This window comes from Xanthomonas sp. 3793, from assembly GCF_024806835.1.
GTDB lineage: Bacteria > Pseudomonadota > Gammaproteobacteria > Xanthomonadales > Xanthomonadaceae > Xanthomonas > Xanthomonas arboricola_F.
Genome location: NZ_JANTYU010000001.1, coordinates 929,819 through 946,293, shown reverse-complemented (window position 1 = coordinate 946,293; position 16,475 = coordinate 929,819). Strand labels below are relative to the sequence as shown.

Sequence of the window (16,475 nt, the reverse complement as noted above, 5' to 3'; positions counted from 1 at the left end):
AGCTTGGCGATCCCAAATAGAGAGGCCGCCCGAAGGCGGCCTCGCTTCTACCCAGCGGGGGAGAGAGACCGCTGTCAGAAGAACATCCGCACGCCGAACGAGGCACTGCGGCCAGGCAACATCACATCGTCCTTGAGGAAGGAGGTATGCACGCGTGCGTCCTGATTGGTCAGGTTGTTGCCGTCCAGAAACACTTCCCACGCATTGCTGCCGCGGTCCACGTGGTAGGCCAGATGCGCATCCACGAAGGTATAGCCATCGGTCGCGGTTTCGTTCACCGCCACCTTGTCCTGCTTCAGGGTGCGGGTGGCGCCGAGCGAGGCGCGCCACGCATCGGCATTCCAGCGCATCTGCGCACCGAAGCGGCCCGGCGCGATGCGTGGCAGATTGCCGCCATCGCTCAAGCGCGCACGCACGGTATCGCCAAACACGCGCAGGTCCCACGCGCCGGTGTCGTTGTTGGCCAGGTGGAAGGTCGCTTCGCCTTCGAAGCCGTGGAAGATCGCATCGGCTTGCGTCCACTGGCGGATCGGCAGGAAGTCGTTGTCTTCTTCGTTGAACCACTGGCCGCCGGTGTCGACGATGTAGACGAAGTCGTTGTAGCGGTTGTAGTACGCCGCCACCTTGGCATCCACCCACTCGTTCTGGAAGTTGAGCCCCAGCTCGGCCTGGTTGGCCTTTTCTGTCTTCAGATCGGCATCGCCGATCTCGAAGGCAAGGGTGGCGATGTGCGGACCATTGGCGAACAGTTCTTCTTCGGCCGGTGCGCGTTCGGCGTGGTCCAGGTTGGCGGTCAGGCGCCACTGCTCGTTGAAGCGGAAACCGCCGCTGGCCGAGAAGCTGGTCGGGGTGAAATCGCGGTCCACGCCGATGTCGGTCTGGTACTTGACCTTGTCCACGCGTGCGCCGATCTCGGCGGTGACGCGTTCCCAGCTGTTGCGCGCCACGGCGAATGCGCCGAGCGAACGCGTATCGGTCTTGGGCACAAAGGATTCTTCGCCCACCGCCTGGAACGTGGTATCGCTGCCCTGCAGGCCGAACGCGGTCTGCCAGCCGCCGCCGAAGGTAAACGAGGCCTCCACGCGGCCTTCGTTGGCGCGCTTGGTGAACACGGTGCCGACTTCCTCGCCTTCGAATTCGGTATGCGCGTAATCGGTATGACCGAAGCTGTAGCGCAGCGCGCTGCCTTCGCCCCACGGGTCGGTCAGCCCGCCCTTGAGGTCGTAGCGGTCCTGCTGCAGCTTCAACGACACGCCGCGCTCGCCGATGGACGGGTCGCCCGGCTCGCCGGGGTTGCCGTAGTTGTCGCGAAAGCGCGATGCCGACAGGCCGACAAAGCCCCAGTCGCCGGACAGCGAGGCGCCGATCGAGCCCACCTTGGAATCGATCCAGCTGTTGAGCTGGCGCCCCTGCGGGGTGTCGTAGTCGTTCTGGTTGCGGTACACGCCGTCGGCATGGATGGACAGGCCGCTGCCGTTGCCGGCATCGACGCGGAACATGTCGGTATTGCCGTCCTTGTCGCCGCCGTCAAAACGCACTTCGGCGCGCCCGCTGAAGCCGTCCACCGGGGTTTCGGCAATGCGCCCGTCGACCACGTTGACCACGCCGCCGATCGCGCCGGAGCCGTACAGCAGCGTGGACGGACCCTTGAGCACTTCGATCTGGTTGGCCAGGAACGGCTCGATCGCCGGCGAGTGGTCCTGGCTGACGGTGGACACGTCCTGGGTGGACAGGCCGTCGCGCAGCACCGCTACGCGCGGGCCATCCAGGCCGCGGATGATCGGCCGGCCCACGCCGGGGCCGAAGTTGGAGCTCTGCACGCCCGGCAGGCTGGCCACGGTTTCGCCCAGGCTCGAACTGCGCACCTCATCCAGACGCTCGCCGGCCAGCACCTCGACCGGACGGCTCAGCTCGCCTGCCGCGTCGCGCAGCGGGCTGGCGGTGACCACCACCTTGTCCAGGTCCTTGATATGCCGGCCGCTGGAATGGGTGGCGTCATGCCGGGTGTCCGATGTCGGCGGCGTCTGTGGGTCGGCAACCTCTGGTGTGTCTTCGGCCAGGGCCAGGGCAGGAGTCAGCAGGCTGGCCAGTGCCAGCGAGAGGGCGGAGCGGCGCAGCGAGGGGATGAGCGTGGGGGCCATGTGGATCGGACTCTCTGATTGTTACTATATATCAATGGGATGGCGCAGCTTGCCTGCTGTGCCGACGGCAAGGCCCGCGCTGTGCGATGCAGTGGTGCGGGCCTGGAACAAGGAAGATGTTATATTATTCCACGTCGCCGCGAGCACCTGCTGGAAGTCATGCCTCTACCCACACTTCGCCATCTGCTGGACCGCTTCGGTGCGACCGGCTCGCTGCTGTGCGCGGTGCACTGTGCGGTGCTGCCGTTGGTCCTGGCGCTGGCGCCGTCGCTCGGGTTGTCGTTCTGGCTGGGCGACGGGGTGGAGCTGGCGATCGTCGTGTTCGTGACCCTGCTCGGGCTTTTCAGCCTGGTCCTGGGATATCGCCGGCACAAGGCGCTGCATGCGCTGGCGTTGCTGCTGCCGGGCCTGGCGCTGTTGTGGCTGGGCCTGTTGTACGACCCGCTGCACCATTCGGTGGTGCCGCACGCGGTGGTGATGACGCTGGGCGGCGCCCTGGTCGGCATCGCCCATCTGGTCAATCTGCGGCTGAATCACGGGCATGCGCACGTGCACGACGCGAGCTGCGCGCATTGACCAAGCGCTGATACACCAGCGCGCGCTGGGTGCAGGCGGTCATTCGGAAGATCGTTTTACACAGGTGCCAGGCTGGCCCCGGTCGCCGAGCTGACCGCCGGGTGCTCGTGGATGGCAGGCCTGATGCACGGCAGGCTTGTTCAGAGCGTGGCAGGCCCCGCGGCTGCGCGGCCCCGGGCCGACGTGGTAGGCTTGCCGGCCTTGCGCGAGGGCGCCGCCGGTGCAAACCTCGCCAGACCCGTGCCAGCACGGGAATTTGTATTCACATTCAGGAGTCGACGAAATGGGTAAGGGTGACCGTAAGACCGCCAAGGGCAAGCGCTACAACGCCAGCTACGGCAATTCGCGTTCGCACGCGGTGAGCAAGGTTGTCGTGGGTGCAGCTGCCCCGGTTGCCAAGAAGGGCGTGGTCAAGGCGCCGGCCAAGAAGGCTGTTGCCAAGAAGACCGTCGCCAAGGCCAGCTGATCTCAGCCCGCTTTGCGATCTGAAAACGCGGCGCTTGCGCCGCGTTTTTTTATGTCTGACGTCAGTGCAAACGCTGGCATAGCTGCTTGCCATGGTGCCGCAGCTCTGGGCAGTGGCCGCGGTAGCACCTCATCGCTATCGGCAGCCGTCGCGGGTCGGTGCAAGACCTCCCCAAGGCGGCTGGCGCCCTGTCATCGCCAGGCGCCGTCCGTGGTGCATCGGATAAGGCGTGCGCGCCTGGATCATGCAGCGTTTCTAGTGGGTGGCGTCCGGCGCCGGCGCCTTTGCAGCTGGGGTCAGCAACTGCTCGGCCAGTCCGCGATAGATCGGCGTCTTGCACACCAGCCCGGACACCGCACGTGCGATCAACACGGTGGCCAGGATCGGCAGCAGCATCTGGCTGGTGTCGGTGAGCTCCAGCGAAATCACCGCCGAGGTCAGCGGTGCCTGGGTGACACCGGTCAGGTAGGCGCACATGCCCAGCAGCACGAAGGTGCGCGGGTCCACGCTCGGCATCAGCACCGACAGGTTGTGGCCGATACCGGCACCCACTGCCAGGGCGGGCGAGAACAGGCCGCCCGGAATGCCGGCCAGGTAGGAGACCAGGTTGGCGATGAGCTTCATCAGGCCGAACTCATGGCCTACCACCGCATGCCCCTGCACCAGGCTGCGCGCCTGCTCGTAGCCGGTGCCGAAGGCGCCTTGCCCGAACACCAGCGCCAGCCCGACCAGCGCCACGCCGCACAACGCCGCCAGCAGCACCGGGTGGCGCTGGCGCAGTGCGCCCAGCCAGCGCGGTTTGCCGCTGACGCTGGCCAGCACCAGCCGCGCGAAGATCCCGCCGAGCAGCCCGGCCACGCTGCCGCACAGTGCGATCGCCAGCCAGGCCTGGCCCAACGGCAAGGCCACCGCCACCTTGCCGAAATAGGTGTAGTTGCCCAGCAACCCCAGCGATACCACGCCGCCGACGATCACCGCCGTGAGCAAGGTGCCGGAGAAGCGGTGCTCGAAGCGACCGCTCAGTTCTTCGATCGCAAAGACCACGCCGGCGAGCGGCGTGTTGAATGCCGCTGCGATACCGGCCGCGCCGCCGGCAAGCAGAAAATGCGAAAGCTCGCGCGGATCGTGAAAGCCGAACCAGCGCCCGAACACATGCATCAGGCTGGCGCCCACATGCACGGTCGGTCCTTCGCGCCCGACCGATGCACCACCGAGCAGCGACAGCGTGGTCAACGCAAGCTTGCCCAGCGACACGCGCAGCGACAGGTTGGTGTCGCGAAACGCCGGGTCCGGATGCTCCAGCGCGGCGATGACCTGCGGAATGCCGCTACCGCGGGTGGGCCGCATGGCCCCCGAGGTCAGCCAGGCGAGCAGGGCGAAAATGCCCGGCGTCAGCAGCAGCGCCCACCAGATCGAGTGTGCGGTGATGCGTTGAAACAACTGGAAGGCCGCATCGCTGGCCTTGGCGAACACGATGGCGACCAGGGCCACCGCAATGGCGCCACCCCAGAGTGCGGCGCGACGACGCCAGCCTTCGCTGGACAACAGCGGCCGCAAGCGACGCGGCGAGGGATCAGAAGCAGACATGGCCCCATTGTCGCATCGGCGCGCTGCAGCCGGTGTGCGCAGTGCTCAGTGCGCAATGTCCGGCGGCACGCGCAATGCCGGCAGCAGCGTGGCCGGGTTGCCGTCGTTGGGCGCTGCGGCGATGCCCAGCAACCGCGTCAGCAAGGCATACACATCGACGTTGTCGAACCCGGGCAAGCGCTTGCCCTGCGCCAGATCCGGGCCTTGCGCCACGAACACCGCACGCATCGAGGGCAGGGCTGGATCGAACCCGTGCGAGCCGCGCATGCCGTGCTGCGAGCGCTTGGCCAGTTTGTCGGGGAACAATGCGTCCCAGCCTTCGTGCATCTGGCACATGATCGGCGGAATGCGCGGGTGCGTGCCGTAATGCCAGCGAGCCGGCAGCTCGGCCTTGCGCCAGCAGTCGTACTGCGCATGGGGGCCGAGCAGCATCGCCTCGGCATTGGCCTGTTGCCCGGGCTTGGGTTCGAAGCCGATCACCTGGCCGTCGGTGACCGCAGTGGCAATCGCCGGCGGCGCGATGGCTTCCACGCTGATCGCATGCCCCGGCGCCACCTCGGCCATGCCGTGATCGGAGACCACGATGATGTTGGTGCGCGCGCGGGTTCCGTCGCGCTGCATGCCGGCCAGCAGCCGGCCGATGGCGGCGTCCACTGCGCGCACGCTGTCGGCGTATTCGCGCGATTCCGGGCCGTGGTCGTGGCCTGCTTCGTCCACGTGTTCGAAGTACAGCGTGACCAGGCGGTTGGCGTCGGCGCCGGAGCTCTTGAGCCAGGCCCGGACAGTGTCCACGCGCGCGTCCATGGCGACGCCTTCCTCGTAATGGCGCCAATGCGTCGGGCGCACGCCCTGGATGGCGGCCTCGCTGCCGGGCCACGACCAGGTTGCCGCGTGCATCCCGGCGTTTTCCACGCCCACCCAGACCGGCTGGCCGCCCCACCAGCGCGCATCGGTCACCGCGTCCTGCTTGCTCAGCCAGAAATTGCCCAGCCCGGCATCGCGCATGCTGTTGTGCACGATGCCGTGGCGATCCGGGCGCAGGCCGGTGACCAGCGTGTAGTGATTGGGAAAGGTCAGCGACGGGTACGAGGGTGTCATCCAGCGCGCGCGCACGCCATCGCGTGCAAGCTGCGACAGCGTCGGCGTGATGCCGCGATCAAGCATGTCCGCGCGCAGGCCATCGATGGAAATCAGCAGCAAGGGATGCGGCGCGTCGTCGGACCTCGCGGCGGCCGACAGTGGCGACGATGCGCTGGGCGGCGGTGAGGCCTCACGCACGCCAGGCTGGGTGGAGCAGGCCGCGAGCAGCGCGGTGGCCATCGCGGCAGACACAAGACGTCGATCGATCATGCCGCCAGTTTACGGTGCAGCGATGACGACGCGGAGTCAGCGCAGCGGCGCTGCGCGTTGATCGGCGAACAGGTCGTCGGCGCGTGCGATCTGGCGCGGCGACCAGCCTTCCAGCTGCAACAACGCCTGCTTGGTCGGCAGGCCGCCGCCGAAGCCGGTCAAGGTGCCATTGGCGCCGATCACGCGATGGCAGGGCAGCACGATCGGCAACGGATTGCGACCATTGGCAGCACCTACCGCGCGGCTGGCGGCGGGGCGTCCTACCGCCTGCGCAAGCTGCGCGTAACTCCAGGTCTGGCCGAACGGAATCCGCGCCAACGTGTGCCAGACCTGCAGCTGAAACGGCGTGCCGGCCGGTGCCAGCGGCAGGTCGAAACGGCGTCGCCCGCCATGCAGATAATCCAGCAGTTGCTCGCGCGCTGCGCGCACCAGGGCGGCATCGGGGTCATGCGCCCAACTCGCACGTCCGGGCGCGTCGTAGCGGTTCTGTGCGAACAGGATGTGGCGCACCGCAGTGGAATCGGCGGCCACGGTGAGGGCGCCGATCGGCGAGTGGAAGGTGTCGTAGTACAGCGTGTTCATGGGCGGGTGTCCTTGCGGTCGACGGCGAGATGCCACAGGTGCAACACGGCATAGGCACGCCATGGGCGCCATGCCTGCGAACGCGCTTCGGTGGCGCGTTCGCTCAGACGCTCCGGCGCGCCGAGGACCTGCTGCAGGATCAGATCGCCGGCCGGAAACGCATCCGGATGCGAAAGCGCGCGCATGGCGATGTAGTGCGCGGTCCAGGGCCCGATGCCGGGCAACGCGGTGCAGGTGGCGACAAAGTCCGCCAACCGCTGGCCGGCGCCGAAATGCAGCCGGCCCTGTGCGCATGCCGATGCCAGCGCGCGCAACGTGGCCGCGCGTGCGCGTGGCAGCCCGAGCTGTTCCAGCGGCGCGTCGGCCAGCTGTGCGGGCGTAGGAAAACTGCGATCCAGGCCGGGCTGCATGTCGGCATGATGGCCGCCGTGGCGGTCCACCAACCGCGCCGCCAGCGTTGCCGCGCCGGCCACGCTGATCTGCTGGCCCAGCACCGCACGCACCGCCACTTCAAAGCCGTCCCATCCCCCCGGCACGCGCAGGCCGGGCCGGCGCGCGATCGCCTCGGCCAGGAGCGGTTCGGATGCCAGCGTGGCGTGCACGGCCTGCAGGTCCGCATCCAGATCGAACAGCCGACGCACACGGCGCACGATCTGCGGAATCTGGCGCGGGTCGGTGGCGCCGATGCGCAGCAGCAGCTCGGGCCGCTGCGGCGCGGCGACCACCTCGATCAAGCTGGCGTGTCCTGGCGTGCCGATCACCCGCCGGTAGCCGCTGGCATCGACCTGCTCGATCCCCGGAATCGCGCGGCGCTGCAGAAACACCAGCATCGCCGACCAGTCCAGCGGCGGGCGATAGCCCAGGCGCAGGCACAGTTGGCCGCCCGGAACGTCGGCGCGCTGCTTGCGCAGCGCCGACGGTGGCATGCCGCAGCCTTGCAGAAAGGCCGCATTGAAACGCCGCAGGCTGTTGAAGCCGGCGGCGAGCGCGACCTCGGTGACCGGCAAGGCGGTTTCGGTGAGCAACTGCTTGGCCAACAGCAGCCGGCGCGTGCCATGCACCTGGATCGGGGTGGCGCCGAGCTGCTGCACGAACTGCCGTTGCAACTGTCGCGCACTCATGCCCACCGCATCGGCCAGCGTCTGCACCGGCTGCTCCTGCAACAGGCCTTCGGCAATCATCGCCAGCGCACGCTGCACGCTCTCTTCGCCCAGATGCTGCTGCGCCTGCGGCGACAGTTCCGGCCGACAGCGCAGGCACGGCCGGTAACCGGCCGCACTGGCCGCCGCCGCGCTCGGGTAGTAACTGACGTTGCCCGGCTTGGGCGGTGGCGCCGGACACACCGGCCGACAATAGATGCCGGTGCTGCGGACCGCAGTAAAGAACAGCCCGTCGAAGCGCGCATCGCGCGCCAGGCGGGCGCGGTCGCATTGAATTCGATCGGGCGTCATCGTTTGCATGACGCCAGTCTAAGCGCTGGCTTGCGCCGCGGCTGGCCGTTTTCGGACAGGGTTGCTGCCTGGATGTTCCCGCCCGGATATTCTCTGCCGGATTGGTCAACCAAGACGTGAAACAGGACGCAGGGATGATTGTTCCCAGACATTGGGCCGAGGCCCGTATCCAGCATCGGGAAGGCAAGCGCAGCATCACCGTCCGCCGATTCGGATGGTCCGATGAAAGCTACGCTGCGGCCGAGCTGCATGCGCGTGGTCGTGCCGGTGAGGCGCTCGACGAGATCCTGAGCGGCACGCCGCTGCCGCGTAGGGAAAGGCTCGCGGCCTATGGAGAAGGCCTGCCGATTCGCGAAGAGATCGTTGCGCAGGAAGGTAGCCTGGTGCTTACCCGCAACAGCTATGGCGCCTTGTGCCTGAACACCCCCAACGTGCTGTTTGCGGATGTGGATTTTGCACATTTGCCGCGTAGGGGCCTGGGCCTGGTTGGGGCTTGCTGCTCTTGGTGAGCGTGATGGTGCTTGGTACGTTTCAATTCCATCTGTTCGGCGGGGTGATACTGGCGACGGCGGTGACCTGGCTATCGAACCGTCTGGCGAGGTGTTGGCGCCGTCATCGGTTTTGTCGCGCAGGCACACCAGAACAGCAGGCCCGGCGGCGTATCGATGCGTTCGCAGCCGCACACCCGCAGTGGCATCTGCGGCTGTATCGAACGCCTGCCGGGTTTCGTCTGCTGGCGTTGCACCGCTGTTTTGAGCCGGATGACGCAGAGGTCGCCGCTTGTTTTTCGCAACTCGGCGTTGACGCGGTCTACGCTCGGATGTGTCGTATGCAGCAATGCTTTCGTGCTCGGGTAAGCCCCAAGCCGTGGCGTGTGGGCATTCATCGCATTCGTCCCCCCTATGCCGCGTGGCGCGCCGAGCACGCAGCCTTGCCGGAGCGTCTGCGGTGGATTGCAGACTATGAGTGCGCCAGTACCGCCTTCGCAGCATGCAGGTACATCGCCTCATTTGGCGACGAGCGCAATGTGACCGAGGCTGCTCGACAGGTGCAGGAACGCCACGACGCCTGGTGCCGTGCGGATCAGCCACACCTGCAACTGGCCTGACAGGTCGCGGGTTAAGGCAGGGTTCGGGGCGTGGTGCGCGTCCGCCCTAGACTGAGAGCCCGCTCACGCTGCTGTCTGGTGCTCATCTCGATGCTGAAGCCGCTTTGTCTGTCATTTGCCTGTGCACTGCTGCTGGTTGCCTGCGACCGCAGCAGCACATCCGCCGATGCTGCCGGGGCGCAGCAGACCGGAGTGGCGCAGGCCGGCGACGGCGACCACATGGTGTCGGTGGATACGCCCGAGCCGGCGCCGCCGCCGCCCCGTCCGCGCACGCAGGCGGGCGAGGCGGGCTGGCCGCAGGCACAGCTGGAAGCGGGCCAGGCGTGGATCAGTTGCGCGACCGATTACAGCAAGGAGGCCGGCGACGGCACGCTGTTGCAGGCGCTGGATCGGGCCAGCGTGGAGGCGGCGCTGGCGCCGTGTCGCGAGACCGGGCTGGTGCGGGTGCGGTATGCGGGCAAGATCAACGCCGGGTTTGCCGCGCTGGTGTGGCGCCTGGCGGCGGTGGCCGAACAATTGCGGCTGCCGCATCGCATCCTGGATCTGGATTCCAGTGGCGGGCAGGTCGAGGCGGCGATCCGCGCCGGCGACACCATCGGCGAATCCAACTGGACCATCTGGGTGCGCGAGGGCTCGATCTGCCACAGCGCCTGCGTGTTCGTGCTGGCGGCCGGCGACAACCGGCTGGTGGCCGGCAAGGTCGGCATCCACCGCATGATGCGGATCAGCTCCAAGGCGACCTCGCGTGCGGAGCTCAATCGCGAATTGCGCGAGGTCTACGGCAACGTCAAGGATTATCTGGAGCGTAACGGTGTGGCGGTGGCAGTGGCCGATCTGATGATGACCGTGCCCAACCGCAGCCTGCGGCTGCTGACGATGGAAGAGCTGCGCGAGTACGGCCTGGATGGCACCAATGCGGTACAGGACGACCTGGAGCGCATCCGGCAGATGCGCAAGTGCGGCGATGCGTTCGTGCGGCGCAAGGATGCGTTTTTGGTGGCGTTCGATCAAAAGTGCAAGGGCGAGGGCGCCGACCTGGATGCGGTCAACGCCTGTGGCCTGGCACTGAAGCAGCGTTTCGGCTTTCCGGATGCGGCCTGCCCGGAAGAGAGCCCGCTCGCCGAGACCGACGCCGCCGCCCTGCCGGCTACCCCGGCGGCCCAGGCACAGGCCGATGCCGCAGCGGACGAGCGGCCACCGGCAGAACCGGATGCAGCGCCGGTGCCGGACGCGACAGAGGCGGAGCCCGAGTCGTCGACGCCTGCACACGCGAAGGGTTGAGCGCGGCGACAGGTTTCACGCGTATCGCACTGCGCGCTGCCTATGGTCGCCCCATGACAACCGGGCCGGGGGGGGCAGTATGCGAGGCAAGACCAAGGGTGTGTTACTGGCGTATCTGCCATCGGCACTGCTGGTGCTGGTGGGCTTCGGTGTGGCCGAGCTGCTGCGCCTGTCCGCTGCCCACCTGCATGCGCAATGGCCGGCAACATTGGCGACGTGGCTGAGCCTGGTGGCGCTGGTGGCGGCCATCGCCCGCGCGTTCTGGGTCAGCTGGCGGCTGTGGCGCCCGCGCGGCGTGGCGGCGGTACCGCCTGCGCCCGGCGGCGAGCTCTAGCTAGGCGATCCAGACCAAGCAAGCCTGCGTGCGGCGGGCACCGGCTTGAAGGCGCGGTCCCCGCTGGCTGTGCAAGCTTCGGGCATGCGCACGCACTGCGCTGACAGCCGGTTACACGCCAGCGCGACACTGCCTTCCCGATCATGCAGCCAGCCGCTGCAACCCGAATCGCGCGCCGCTTGTGTTGCGCACGTCCCGTCATAGACTGCGCTACCCGCCGCAATCTGTGCGGTCCATCGCTTTCCAACCCGTTCAAGGTGCTGTCCCATGCTCCGTCCCCGTTTGCTTGTCGCGTTGGTGTTGGCTCCAGCGCTGGCGTTCGCTCAACAACCGCAGCCTTCCCGCACGGCCACTGCCCAGCCGGCGCCCTCGGCGTCGCGGCCGGCTGCAGGCCAGCCGGCACCGGCGCTGAGCGCGGCCCAGCAGGCGCAGGTCGCCAAGCAGGATGTCGAGATGACCCAGGCCGCCCTGCGCGTGGCGCAGATGGTCGATGCCAACAAGGCCGCCTCGCTGTGGGATGGTGCCTCCAGCGTGGCCAAGACTGCGGTCAAGCGCGATGCCTTCGTCGCCCAGCTCGCCGGCGAGCGTACACGTCTGGGTGCGATGGTCGGGCGTGGCCAGGGCTCGGTGACGCGGGTGAAGTACGGCCCCGGCGCGCAGGTGCCCGAAGGGTTGTACGTCAACGTCAGCTTCCCGACCCGGTTCGCCAACGCGCCGCAACCGGTGCGCGAGCTGGTGTCGTTCCGTCTGGATGAAGACAAGACCTGGCGCGTTGCGGGCTACAGCCTGCGCTCGGCAGCCAAGTGATGCGGCAGCCTGCCAGGAGAATTGCGTGCAACTGACGATCGAACTGCAGATGCTGGGCTGGGCCATGGTGCTCGGCCTGGTACAGCTGCTGGCTGCATCGGCCAGCATGACCGCGCAGCGCGGCACCAAGTGGAATGCCAGTGCGCGCGATGGCGATACCAAGCCGCTGACCGGCGTCGCCGCACGCCTGGATCGCGCGTTTCGCAACTACCTGGAAACCTTTCCGATCTTTGCCGCAGCAGTGCTGGCGGTGAGCGTGGCCGGACGCACCAGTGCCGAAACCGCCCTGGGCGTGCAGCTGTATCTGTGGGCGCGCGTGGCCTACGTGCCGGCTTACGCGGCCGGCATCCCTTACCTGCGCAGCGCCATCTGGGTGGTGTCGTTCTGGGGCATCGTCAAGCTGGTGCGTGCGTTGCTGGGGTGGTAATGCATGAGGGTCCGGACGCGTGCACGTGTGCCGTGCATCGCGCTCGATCCTGATCAAGCGCCGCGCCATGTGTTGGTTCCAGGCCGGGCGCATCCATGGCAGCGGGTGCGCGGCATGCGATCGACGGATATCGTGATCCGATGGTTGCTGGCGGGCATGGAAGTGCGACAGGTGGGCAAGACGAGCATTCCGCCGCACGGGGCCGCCTCAGCCCGGCACGCGCACCCGCGCTACGATCGCATCGATCGCCGCCTGCACATCGCCGTTGCGCATTGCCTCTTCCAGTAGCGGGATCGCCCAGGCGCACCCCGCATGGGTCAGATGTAGGCGCCAGTCGCCCCGCCAGCCGTCCAACTCGTGCAACGCCAGCATGATGCAGCCGCCACGGTCAGCATGGCCGCCATGGATGGATTGCTCCAGCCAGAACGGACGCGCTGCGCCGGGTTCGATCGAAAAGATATAGACGTCATGCTTGGGATCTTCGGAGGACGGCGCGATATTGCGCTGGCCGATCTCGATCACGCTCATTCGCCGGACTCGGCGTCGGGGTCCATGGCCATGACGCGAATTTCCACGTCGTCCAGTTGCACGAGCTGGCCGGGACGAATCTTCGCCGTCTTGCGCAGTTCCTGCACGCCATCGACGCTGACCGCGCCGCTGGCGACGATGGCCTTGCCCTGTCCGCCGCTATCGGCGATGCCGGCCAGCTTGAGCAGCTGGTTGAGTTCGATGTACTCGCCGTCCAGGTCGAATTCCAGGAATTGCATGCTGCGCTCGGTCAAAAAGAAATCGATTATCCGCCCGGAGTCGCTGCCAGCACCACCAGCCGCATGTCAGCAACACAGGCATGGGCGCGCAGCCAGGCTGTAGCGCTGCCGGGCTGCTGGCGCTGCCCGCCTCGGCAGGCCGGCAGCCTATTCGCGGCGAAACTGCGCAAGTTCCTCCAGCAGTCGTTGCGCGCGGGTCATGCTGCGGCCGGCATGCGCATCGTCGATGCGGTCCAGCCAGGGGTGCTGCGCGCGCTGCAAGCGCCGATAGCCGTACCAGGTGCCCAGGGCGCCCATCGCGCCGACCAACAGGTTGAGCAGCAGCCAGGCCTGCGGCAGCGAGGCGCCGGTGAGGCTGCGCCAGGCGCTGTCGGCGACGGCCACCCAGAGCACCCAGAACGCGATGCCCAGCCACGGCGCGACGCGCGTGCGCCAACGCCGCAGCTGGGCGAGCGCTTGTTGCGTCTGCACCAACGGCCCGCTGAAATCCAGCTGCGACAGCAGCTGCAATTGGCGCCCCGCCGAGAGTGCCAGCGCCACGCACCAGAGCTGCAGCAGCACGCCGCCAACGATGGCCGTGAGCTGATCGGGTGCGCCCAGCCAGCGACGCGCGACCACGACGCTCAGTACCAGCGCGCACACAAGCTGTGCCCACTGGCGCCACCACAGCGGGCGCAGGCTGGCATGCGCTGCGTCGCTGCGAATGTCGCCGAGCAGTCGGTGCACGTCTGCGGCCTGGCGATCCAATCGGTGTTCCAGGGTGTGCCAGGCGTGTTTCATGTCGTCCAGTTCCATTGCAGCTCCGGTAAGGTCGTGGGTCACAGTTCGTTGCGGATGCGCGCCTTCAGGCGGCTGAGTTTGGTGGCGACGTTGGTTTCGCTGATGCCGAGCACCTCGGCGATCTCGCGGTAGCTGTGGTCGTCCAGATAGAGCAGCAGCAACGCACGCTCCAGCGCGGGCAGCTGCGCGATGAAGGCGTATAGCGCGGCGACCTGCTGCTCGCGTGCGGGGTCGTGCGGTGTCGGGTCGGCAAGATGATCAACTACCGCATCCAGTGCGATCGCCGCATCCGGCGTACGGCTGCGACCGCGCAAGTCGCTGATCGCCACGTTCAGCGCAATGCGATACATCCAGGTGGAAAAACGTCGGGCCGGGTCGTACGCGGGAAAAGCGCGCCACAGCTGTGCCGCGATTTCCTGTGCCAGCTCGTCGCGGTCGTCGCGGTGACGGCAATAGCTGGCGGCCACCTTCAGCACGATGCCCTGGTGCTGCTGGAGCAGGGCGCTGAAGCGGGTTTGCTGGTCTGTGTCCGGGGGCATGGCGATGGCGGGGGGGGCACAGGGTAGGGAAGGGCGTGCCAGGATGATTCGCCACAGCGGGCGGATCCTCACAACCTGAACAAAACGTCACGACCCTTCGACACGAAGGGGGGTAAGGGCGCACACTATGCTGCTTTGCGCCTGCCGGCTCCGTGCGGCGCCTCCGGAGTTACCCATGACCCAAGAATCTTCCGCGCCGCTGCTGTTTGCAGACCTCGGCCTCTCGGACGCTGTGATGAAAGCCGTTGCCGCTGTCGGCTACGAGTCGCCGTCGCCGATCCAGGCTGCCACCATTCCCGCGCTGCTGTCCGGCCGCGACGTCCTCGGCCAGGCGCAGACCGGTACCGGCAAGACCGCCGCGTTCGCGCTGCCGGTGCTCTCCAACGCCGACCTCAACCAGCTCAAGCCGCAGGCGCTGGTGCTGGCGCCGACCCGCGAGCTGGCCATCCAGGTCGCCGAGGCGTTCCAGAAATATGCCGAAGCCATTCCCGGCTTCCGCGTGCTGCCCGTGTACGGCGGCCAGCCCTATGCCCAGCAGCTGAGCGCGCTCAAGCGCGGCGTGCATGTGGTGGTGGGAACCCCGGGCCGGGTGATCGATCACCTGGACCGCGGCACGCTCGACCTGTCCCAGCTCAAGACGCTGGTGCTGGACGAAGCCGACGAAATGCTGCGCATGGGCTTCATCGACGATGTCGAAGCCGTGCTGAAGAAACTGCCGGAAAAGCGCCAGGTGGCGTTGTTCTCGGCGACCATGCCGCCGGCCATCCGCCGCATCGCGCAGACCTACCTGAAGGACCCGGCCGAAGTCACCATCGCGGCCAAGACCACCACCTCGGCCAATATCCGCCAGCGCTACTGGTGGGTGAGCGGCCTGCACAAGCTGGACGCACTGACCCGCATCCTCGAGGTCGAGCCGTTCGACGGCATGATCATCTTTGCGCGCACCAAGGCGGCCACCGAAGAGCTGGCGCAGAAGCTGCAGGCACGCGGCATGGCCGCGGCGGCCATCAATGGCGACATGCAGCAGGCCGCCCGCGAGAAGACCATCGCCCAGCTCAAGGACGGCAAGCTCGACATCCTGGTCGCCACCGACGTGGCCGCGCGCGGCCTGGACGTGGAGCGCGTCAGCCATGTGCTGAATTACGACATCCCGTACGACACCGAAAGCTACGTGCACCGCATCGGCCGTACCGGTCGTGCCGGTCGCAATGGCGATGCGATCCTGTTCGTCACCCCGCGCGAGAAGGGCATGCTGCGCTCGATCGAGCGCGCCACCCGTCAGCCGATCGAAGAAATGCAGCTGCCGAGCGTGGATGCGGTCAACGACACCCGCGTGGCGCGCTTCATGACCCGCATCACCGAGACCCTGGCCGGTGGCCAGATCGAAATGTACCGCGATCTGCTGCAGCGCTACGAGGCAGAAAACAACGTGCCGGCGATCGAGATCGCCGCCGCGCTGGCCAAGTTGCTGCAAGGCGATGCGCCGTTCCTGCTGACCCCGCCGGTGCGTGGTGCGCGTGAGGAGTTCACTCCGCAGCGCAACGAGCGTGCCGACCGCGGCGATCGTGGCGAGCGTCCGCGCTTCGAGCCGAAGTTCGAGCGTGGTCCGCGTGCCGATGGCGAGCGCGCGGCACGCCCGCCGCGTGCAGAACGTCCGGCATTCGCAGGTGATGGCGCCGGCGCAGAGCGTCCGCGTCGCGATCCGGTTGCCCCGCGCGGCGAGCCGGAGTTCGGCATGGAGAGCTATCGCATCGAGGTGGGCCATACCCACGGCGTGAAGCCGGCCAACATCGTCGGTGCGATCGCCAACGAAGCCGGTCTGGAAAGCCGCTATATCGGCCGGATCGACATCCAGGACGATTACTCGATCCTGGATCTGCCGGCCGACATGCCGCGCGAGTTGCTGACACACCTGAAGAAGGTCTGGGTGTCCGGCCAGCAGCTCAACATGCGCAAGCTGGAAGAAGGCGAGGCCGCGGCGTCGCCGTCCAAGCCGCGCTTCCCGCGCGGTGGCAAGCCGTCCGGGCGTCCGAACGGCCCGGGGCGTCCGATGGATCGCGCCGGCGCGCCGCATCGCAAGGGTCCGCCCAAGCCGCGCGGCGAGTAAGCCAGGCTGACAATCGGCTGCGCAGCCAGGCGCATGCGCAGCCATCCACGTGCTGTTATTCCTTTCAGGACATAGCAGTGATGCAGCCAGGCCTGTCCCGATCGGGACCGCAGACGGCGGATCGTCAGCCAGGCTGACGTTTCCCGCCGGCCGTCCGGCAAACGGACGCCGC

The 16,475-nt window shown here is 67.5% G+C and carries 18 protein-coding genes; 9 read left to right on the top strand and 9 right to left on the bottom strand.

Annotated features, from left to right (window positions below):
* Positions 1 to 74: 74 nt before the first annotated feature.
* Positions 75 to 2,141, bottom strand: coding sequence for a TonB-dependent receptor (locus FHY18_RS03960; RefSeq protein ID WP_259151501.1), 2,067 nt, complete (start codon positions 2,139 to 2,141; stop codon positions 75 to 77).
* Between the two features lie 159 nt (positions 2,142 to 2,300).
* Between FHY18_RS03960 and FHY18_RS03955 the strand changes: the two genes are divergently transcribed.
* The gene (locus FHY18_RS03955; protein ID WP_046964950.1) at positions 2,301 to 2,717 is read left to right on the top strand and encodes a MerC domain-containing protein; all 417 of its coding nucleotides are present in this window, start codon (positions 2,301 to 2,303) and stop codon (positions 2,715 to 2,717) included.
* 283 nt (positions 2,718 to 3,000) lie between these two features.
* The gene (locus FHY18_RS03950; RefSeq protein WP_003487537.1) at positions 3,001 to 3,183 is read left to right on the top strand and encodes a 30S ribosomal protein THX; all 183 of its coding nucleotides are present in this window, start codon (positions 3,001 to 3,003) and stop codon (positions 3,181 to 3,183) included.
* 255 nt (positions 3,184 to 3,438) lie between these two features.
* On the opposite strand, the gene FHY18_RS03945 is transcribed toward FHY18_RS03950, so the two are convergent.
* Genes FHY18_RS03945 through FHY18_RS03930 form a run of 4 tightly spaced genes read right to left on the bottom strand, consistent with a single transcriptional unit; the run spans position 3,439 to position 8,162 of the window.
* On the bottom strand, positions 3,439 to 4,770 hold the full coding sequence (locus FHY18_RS03945; protein WP_259151436.1) for a chloride channel protein: 1,332 nt from the start codon (positions 4,768 to 4,770) through the stop codon (positions 3,439 to 3,441).
* 45 nt (positions 4,771 to 4,815) lie between these two features.
* On the bottom strand, positions 4,816 to 6,120 hold the full coding sequence (locus FHY18_RS03940; RefSeq protein ID WP_259151433.1) for an ectonucleotide pyrophosphatase/phosphodiesterase: 1,305 nt from the start codon (positions 6,118 to 6,120) through the stop codon (positions 4,816 to 4,818).
* Between the two features lie 36 nt (positions 6,121 to 6,156).
* On the bottom strand, positions 6,157 to 6,702 hold the full coding sequence (locus FHY18_RS03935) for a methylated-DNA--[protein]-cysteine S-methyltransferase (protein ID WP_259151431.1): 546 nt from the start codon (positions 6,700 to 6,702) through the stop codon (positions 6,157 to 6,159).
* Entirely contained in the window at positions 6,699 to 8,162 is a 1,464-nt protein-coding gene (locus tag FHY18_RS03930) for a DNA-3-methyladenine glycosylase 2 (RefSeq protein ID WP_259151429.1), read from the bottom strand. The genes FHY18_RS03935 and FHY18_RS03930 overlap by 4 nt, the downstream gene beginning before the upstream one ends.
* A 107-nt stretch (positions 8,163 to 8,269) precedes the next feature.
* On the opposite strand from FHY18_RS03930, the gene FHY18_RS03925 reads away from it, so the two are divergent.
* The 6 genes from FHY18_RS03925 (at position 8,270) to FHY18_RS03900 (ending at position 12,110) form a co-directional block, all read left to right on the top strand.
* Complete coding sequence (locus tag FHY18_RS03925; RefSeq protein ID WP_259151428.1) at positions 8,270 to 8,662, top strand: hypothetical protein; 393 nt, start codon at positions 8,270 to 8,272, stop codon at positions 8,660 to 8,662.
* The gene (locus FHY18_RS03920) at positions 8,647 to 9,261 is read left to right on the top strand and encodes a hypothetical protein (RefSeq protein ID WP_259151425.1); all 615 of its coding nucleotides are present in this window, start codon (positions 8,647 to 8,649) and stop codon (positions 9,259 to 9,261) included. The genes FHY18_RS03925 and FHY18_RS03920 overlap by 16 nt, the downstream gene beginning before the upstream one ends.
* A gap of 90 nt (positions 9,262 to 9,351) precedes the next feature.
* Positions 9,352 to 10,542, top strand: a complete 1,191-nt coding sequence (locus tag FHY18_RS03915; protein WP_259151423.1) for a hypothetical protein — start codon at positions 9,352 to 9,354, stop codon at positions 10,540 to 10,542.
* Positions 10,543 to 10,621: 79 nt separating this feature from the next.
* Entirely contained in the window at positions 10,622 to 10,876 is a 255-nt protein-coding gene (locus FHY18_RS03910; RefSeq protein ID WP_259151420.1) for a hypothetical protein, read from the top strand.
* A 267-nt stretch (positions 10,877 to 11,143) separates the two neighbouring features.
* On the top strand, positions 11,144 to 11,683 hold the full coding sequence (locus FHY18_RS03905; protein ID WP_259151419.1) for a DUF4019 domain-containing protein: 540 nt from the start codon (positions 11,144 to 11,146) through the stop codon (positions 11,681 to 11,683).
* A gap of 25 nt (positions 11,684 to 11,708) precedes the next feature.
* Positions 11,709 to 12,110 (top strand): MAPEG family protein, encoded by a 402-nt coding sequence (locus tag FHY18_RS03900; RefSeq protein WP_259151418.1) that lies wholly within the window; start codon positions 11,709 to 11,711, stop codon positions 12,108 to 12,110.
* 207 nt (positions 12,111 to 12,317) lie between these two features.
* On the opposite strand, the gene FHY18_RS03895 is transcribed toward FHY18_RS03900, so the two are convergent.
* The 4 genes from FHY18_RS03895 to FHY18_RS03880 all read right to left on the bottom strand — a co-directional run bounded on the left by FHY18_RS03895 (position 12,318) and on the right by FHY18_RS03880 (position 14,196).
* Positions 12,318 to 12,638, bottom strand: coding sequence for a hypothetical protein (locus tag FHY18_RS03895; protein ID WP_259151417.1), 321 nt, complete (start codon positions 12,636 to 12,638; stop codon positions 12,318 to 12,320).
* Positions 12,635 to 12,877 (bottom strand): RNA-binding S4 domain-containing protein, encoded by a 243-nt coding sequence (locus tag FHY18_RS03890; RefSeq protein WP_259151416.1) that lies wholly within the window; start codon positions 12,875 to 12,877, stop codon positions 12,635 to 12,637. Before FHY18_RS03890 ends, FHY18_RS03895 begins: the two co-directional genes overlap by 4 nt.
* A 147-nt stretch (positions 12,878 to 13,024) precedes the next feature.
* Entirely contained in the window at positions 13,025 to 13,672 is a 648-nt protein-coding gene (locus FHY18_RS03885; RefSeq protein WP_259151415.1) for a hypothetical protein, read from the bottom strand.
* Positions 13,673 to 13,695: 23 nt separating this feature from the next.
* The gene (locus FHY18_RS03880; RefSeq protein ID WP_259151413.1) at positions 13,696 to 14,196 is read right to left on the bottom strand and encodes a sigma-70 family RNA polymerase sigma factor; all 501 of its coding nucleotides are present in this window, start codon (positions 14,194 to 14,196) and stop codon (positions 13,696 to 13,698) included.
* Between the two features lie 175 nt (positions 14,197 to 14,371).
* Between FHY18_RS03880 and FHY18_RS03875 the strand changes: the two genes are divergently transcribed.
* Positions 14,372 to 16,303: a DEAD/DEAH box helicase gene (locus tag FHY18_RS03875; RefSeq protein WP_259151411.1), complete on the top strand. Its 1,932-nt coding sequence runs from the start codon at positions 14,372 to 14,374 to the stop codon at positions 16,301 to 16,303.
* Positions 16,304 to 16,475 lie beyond the last annotated feature (172 nt).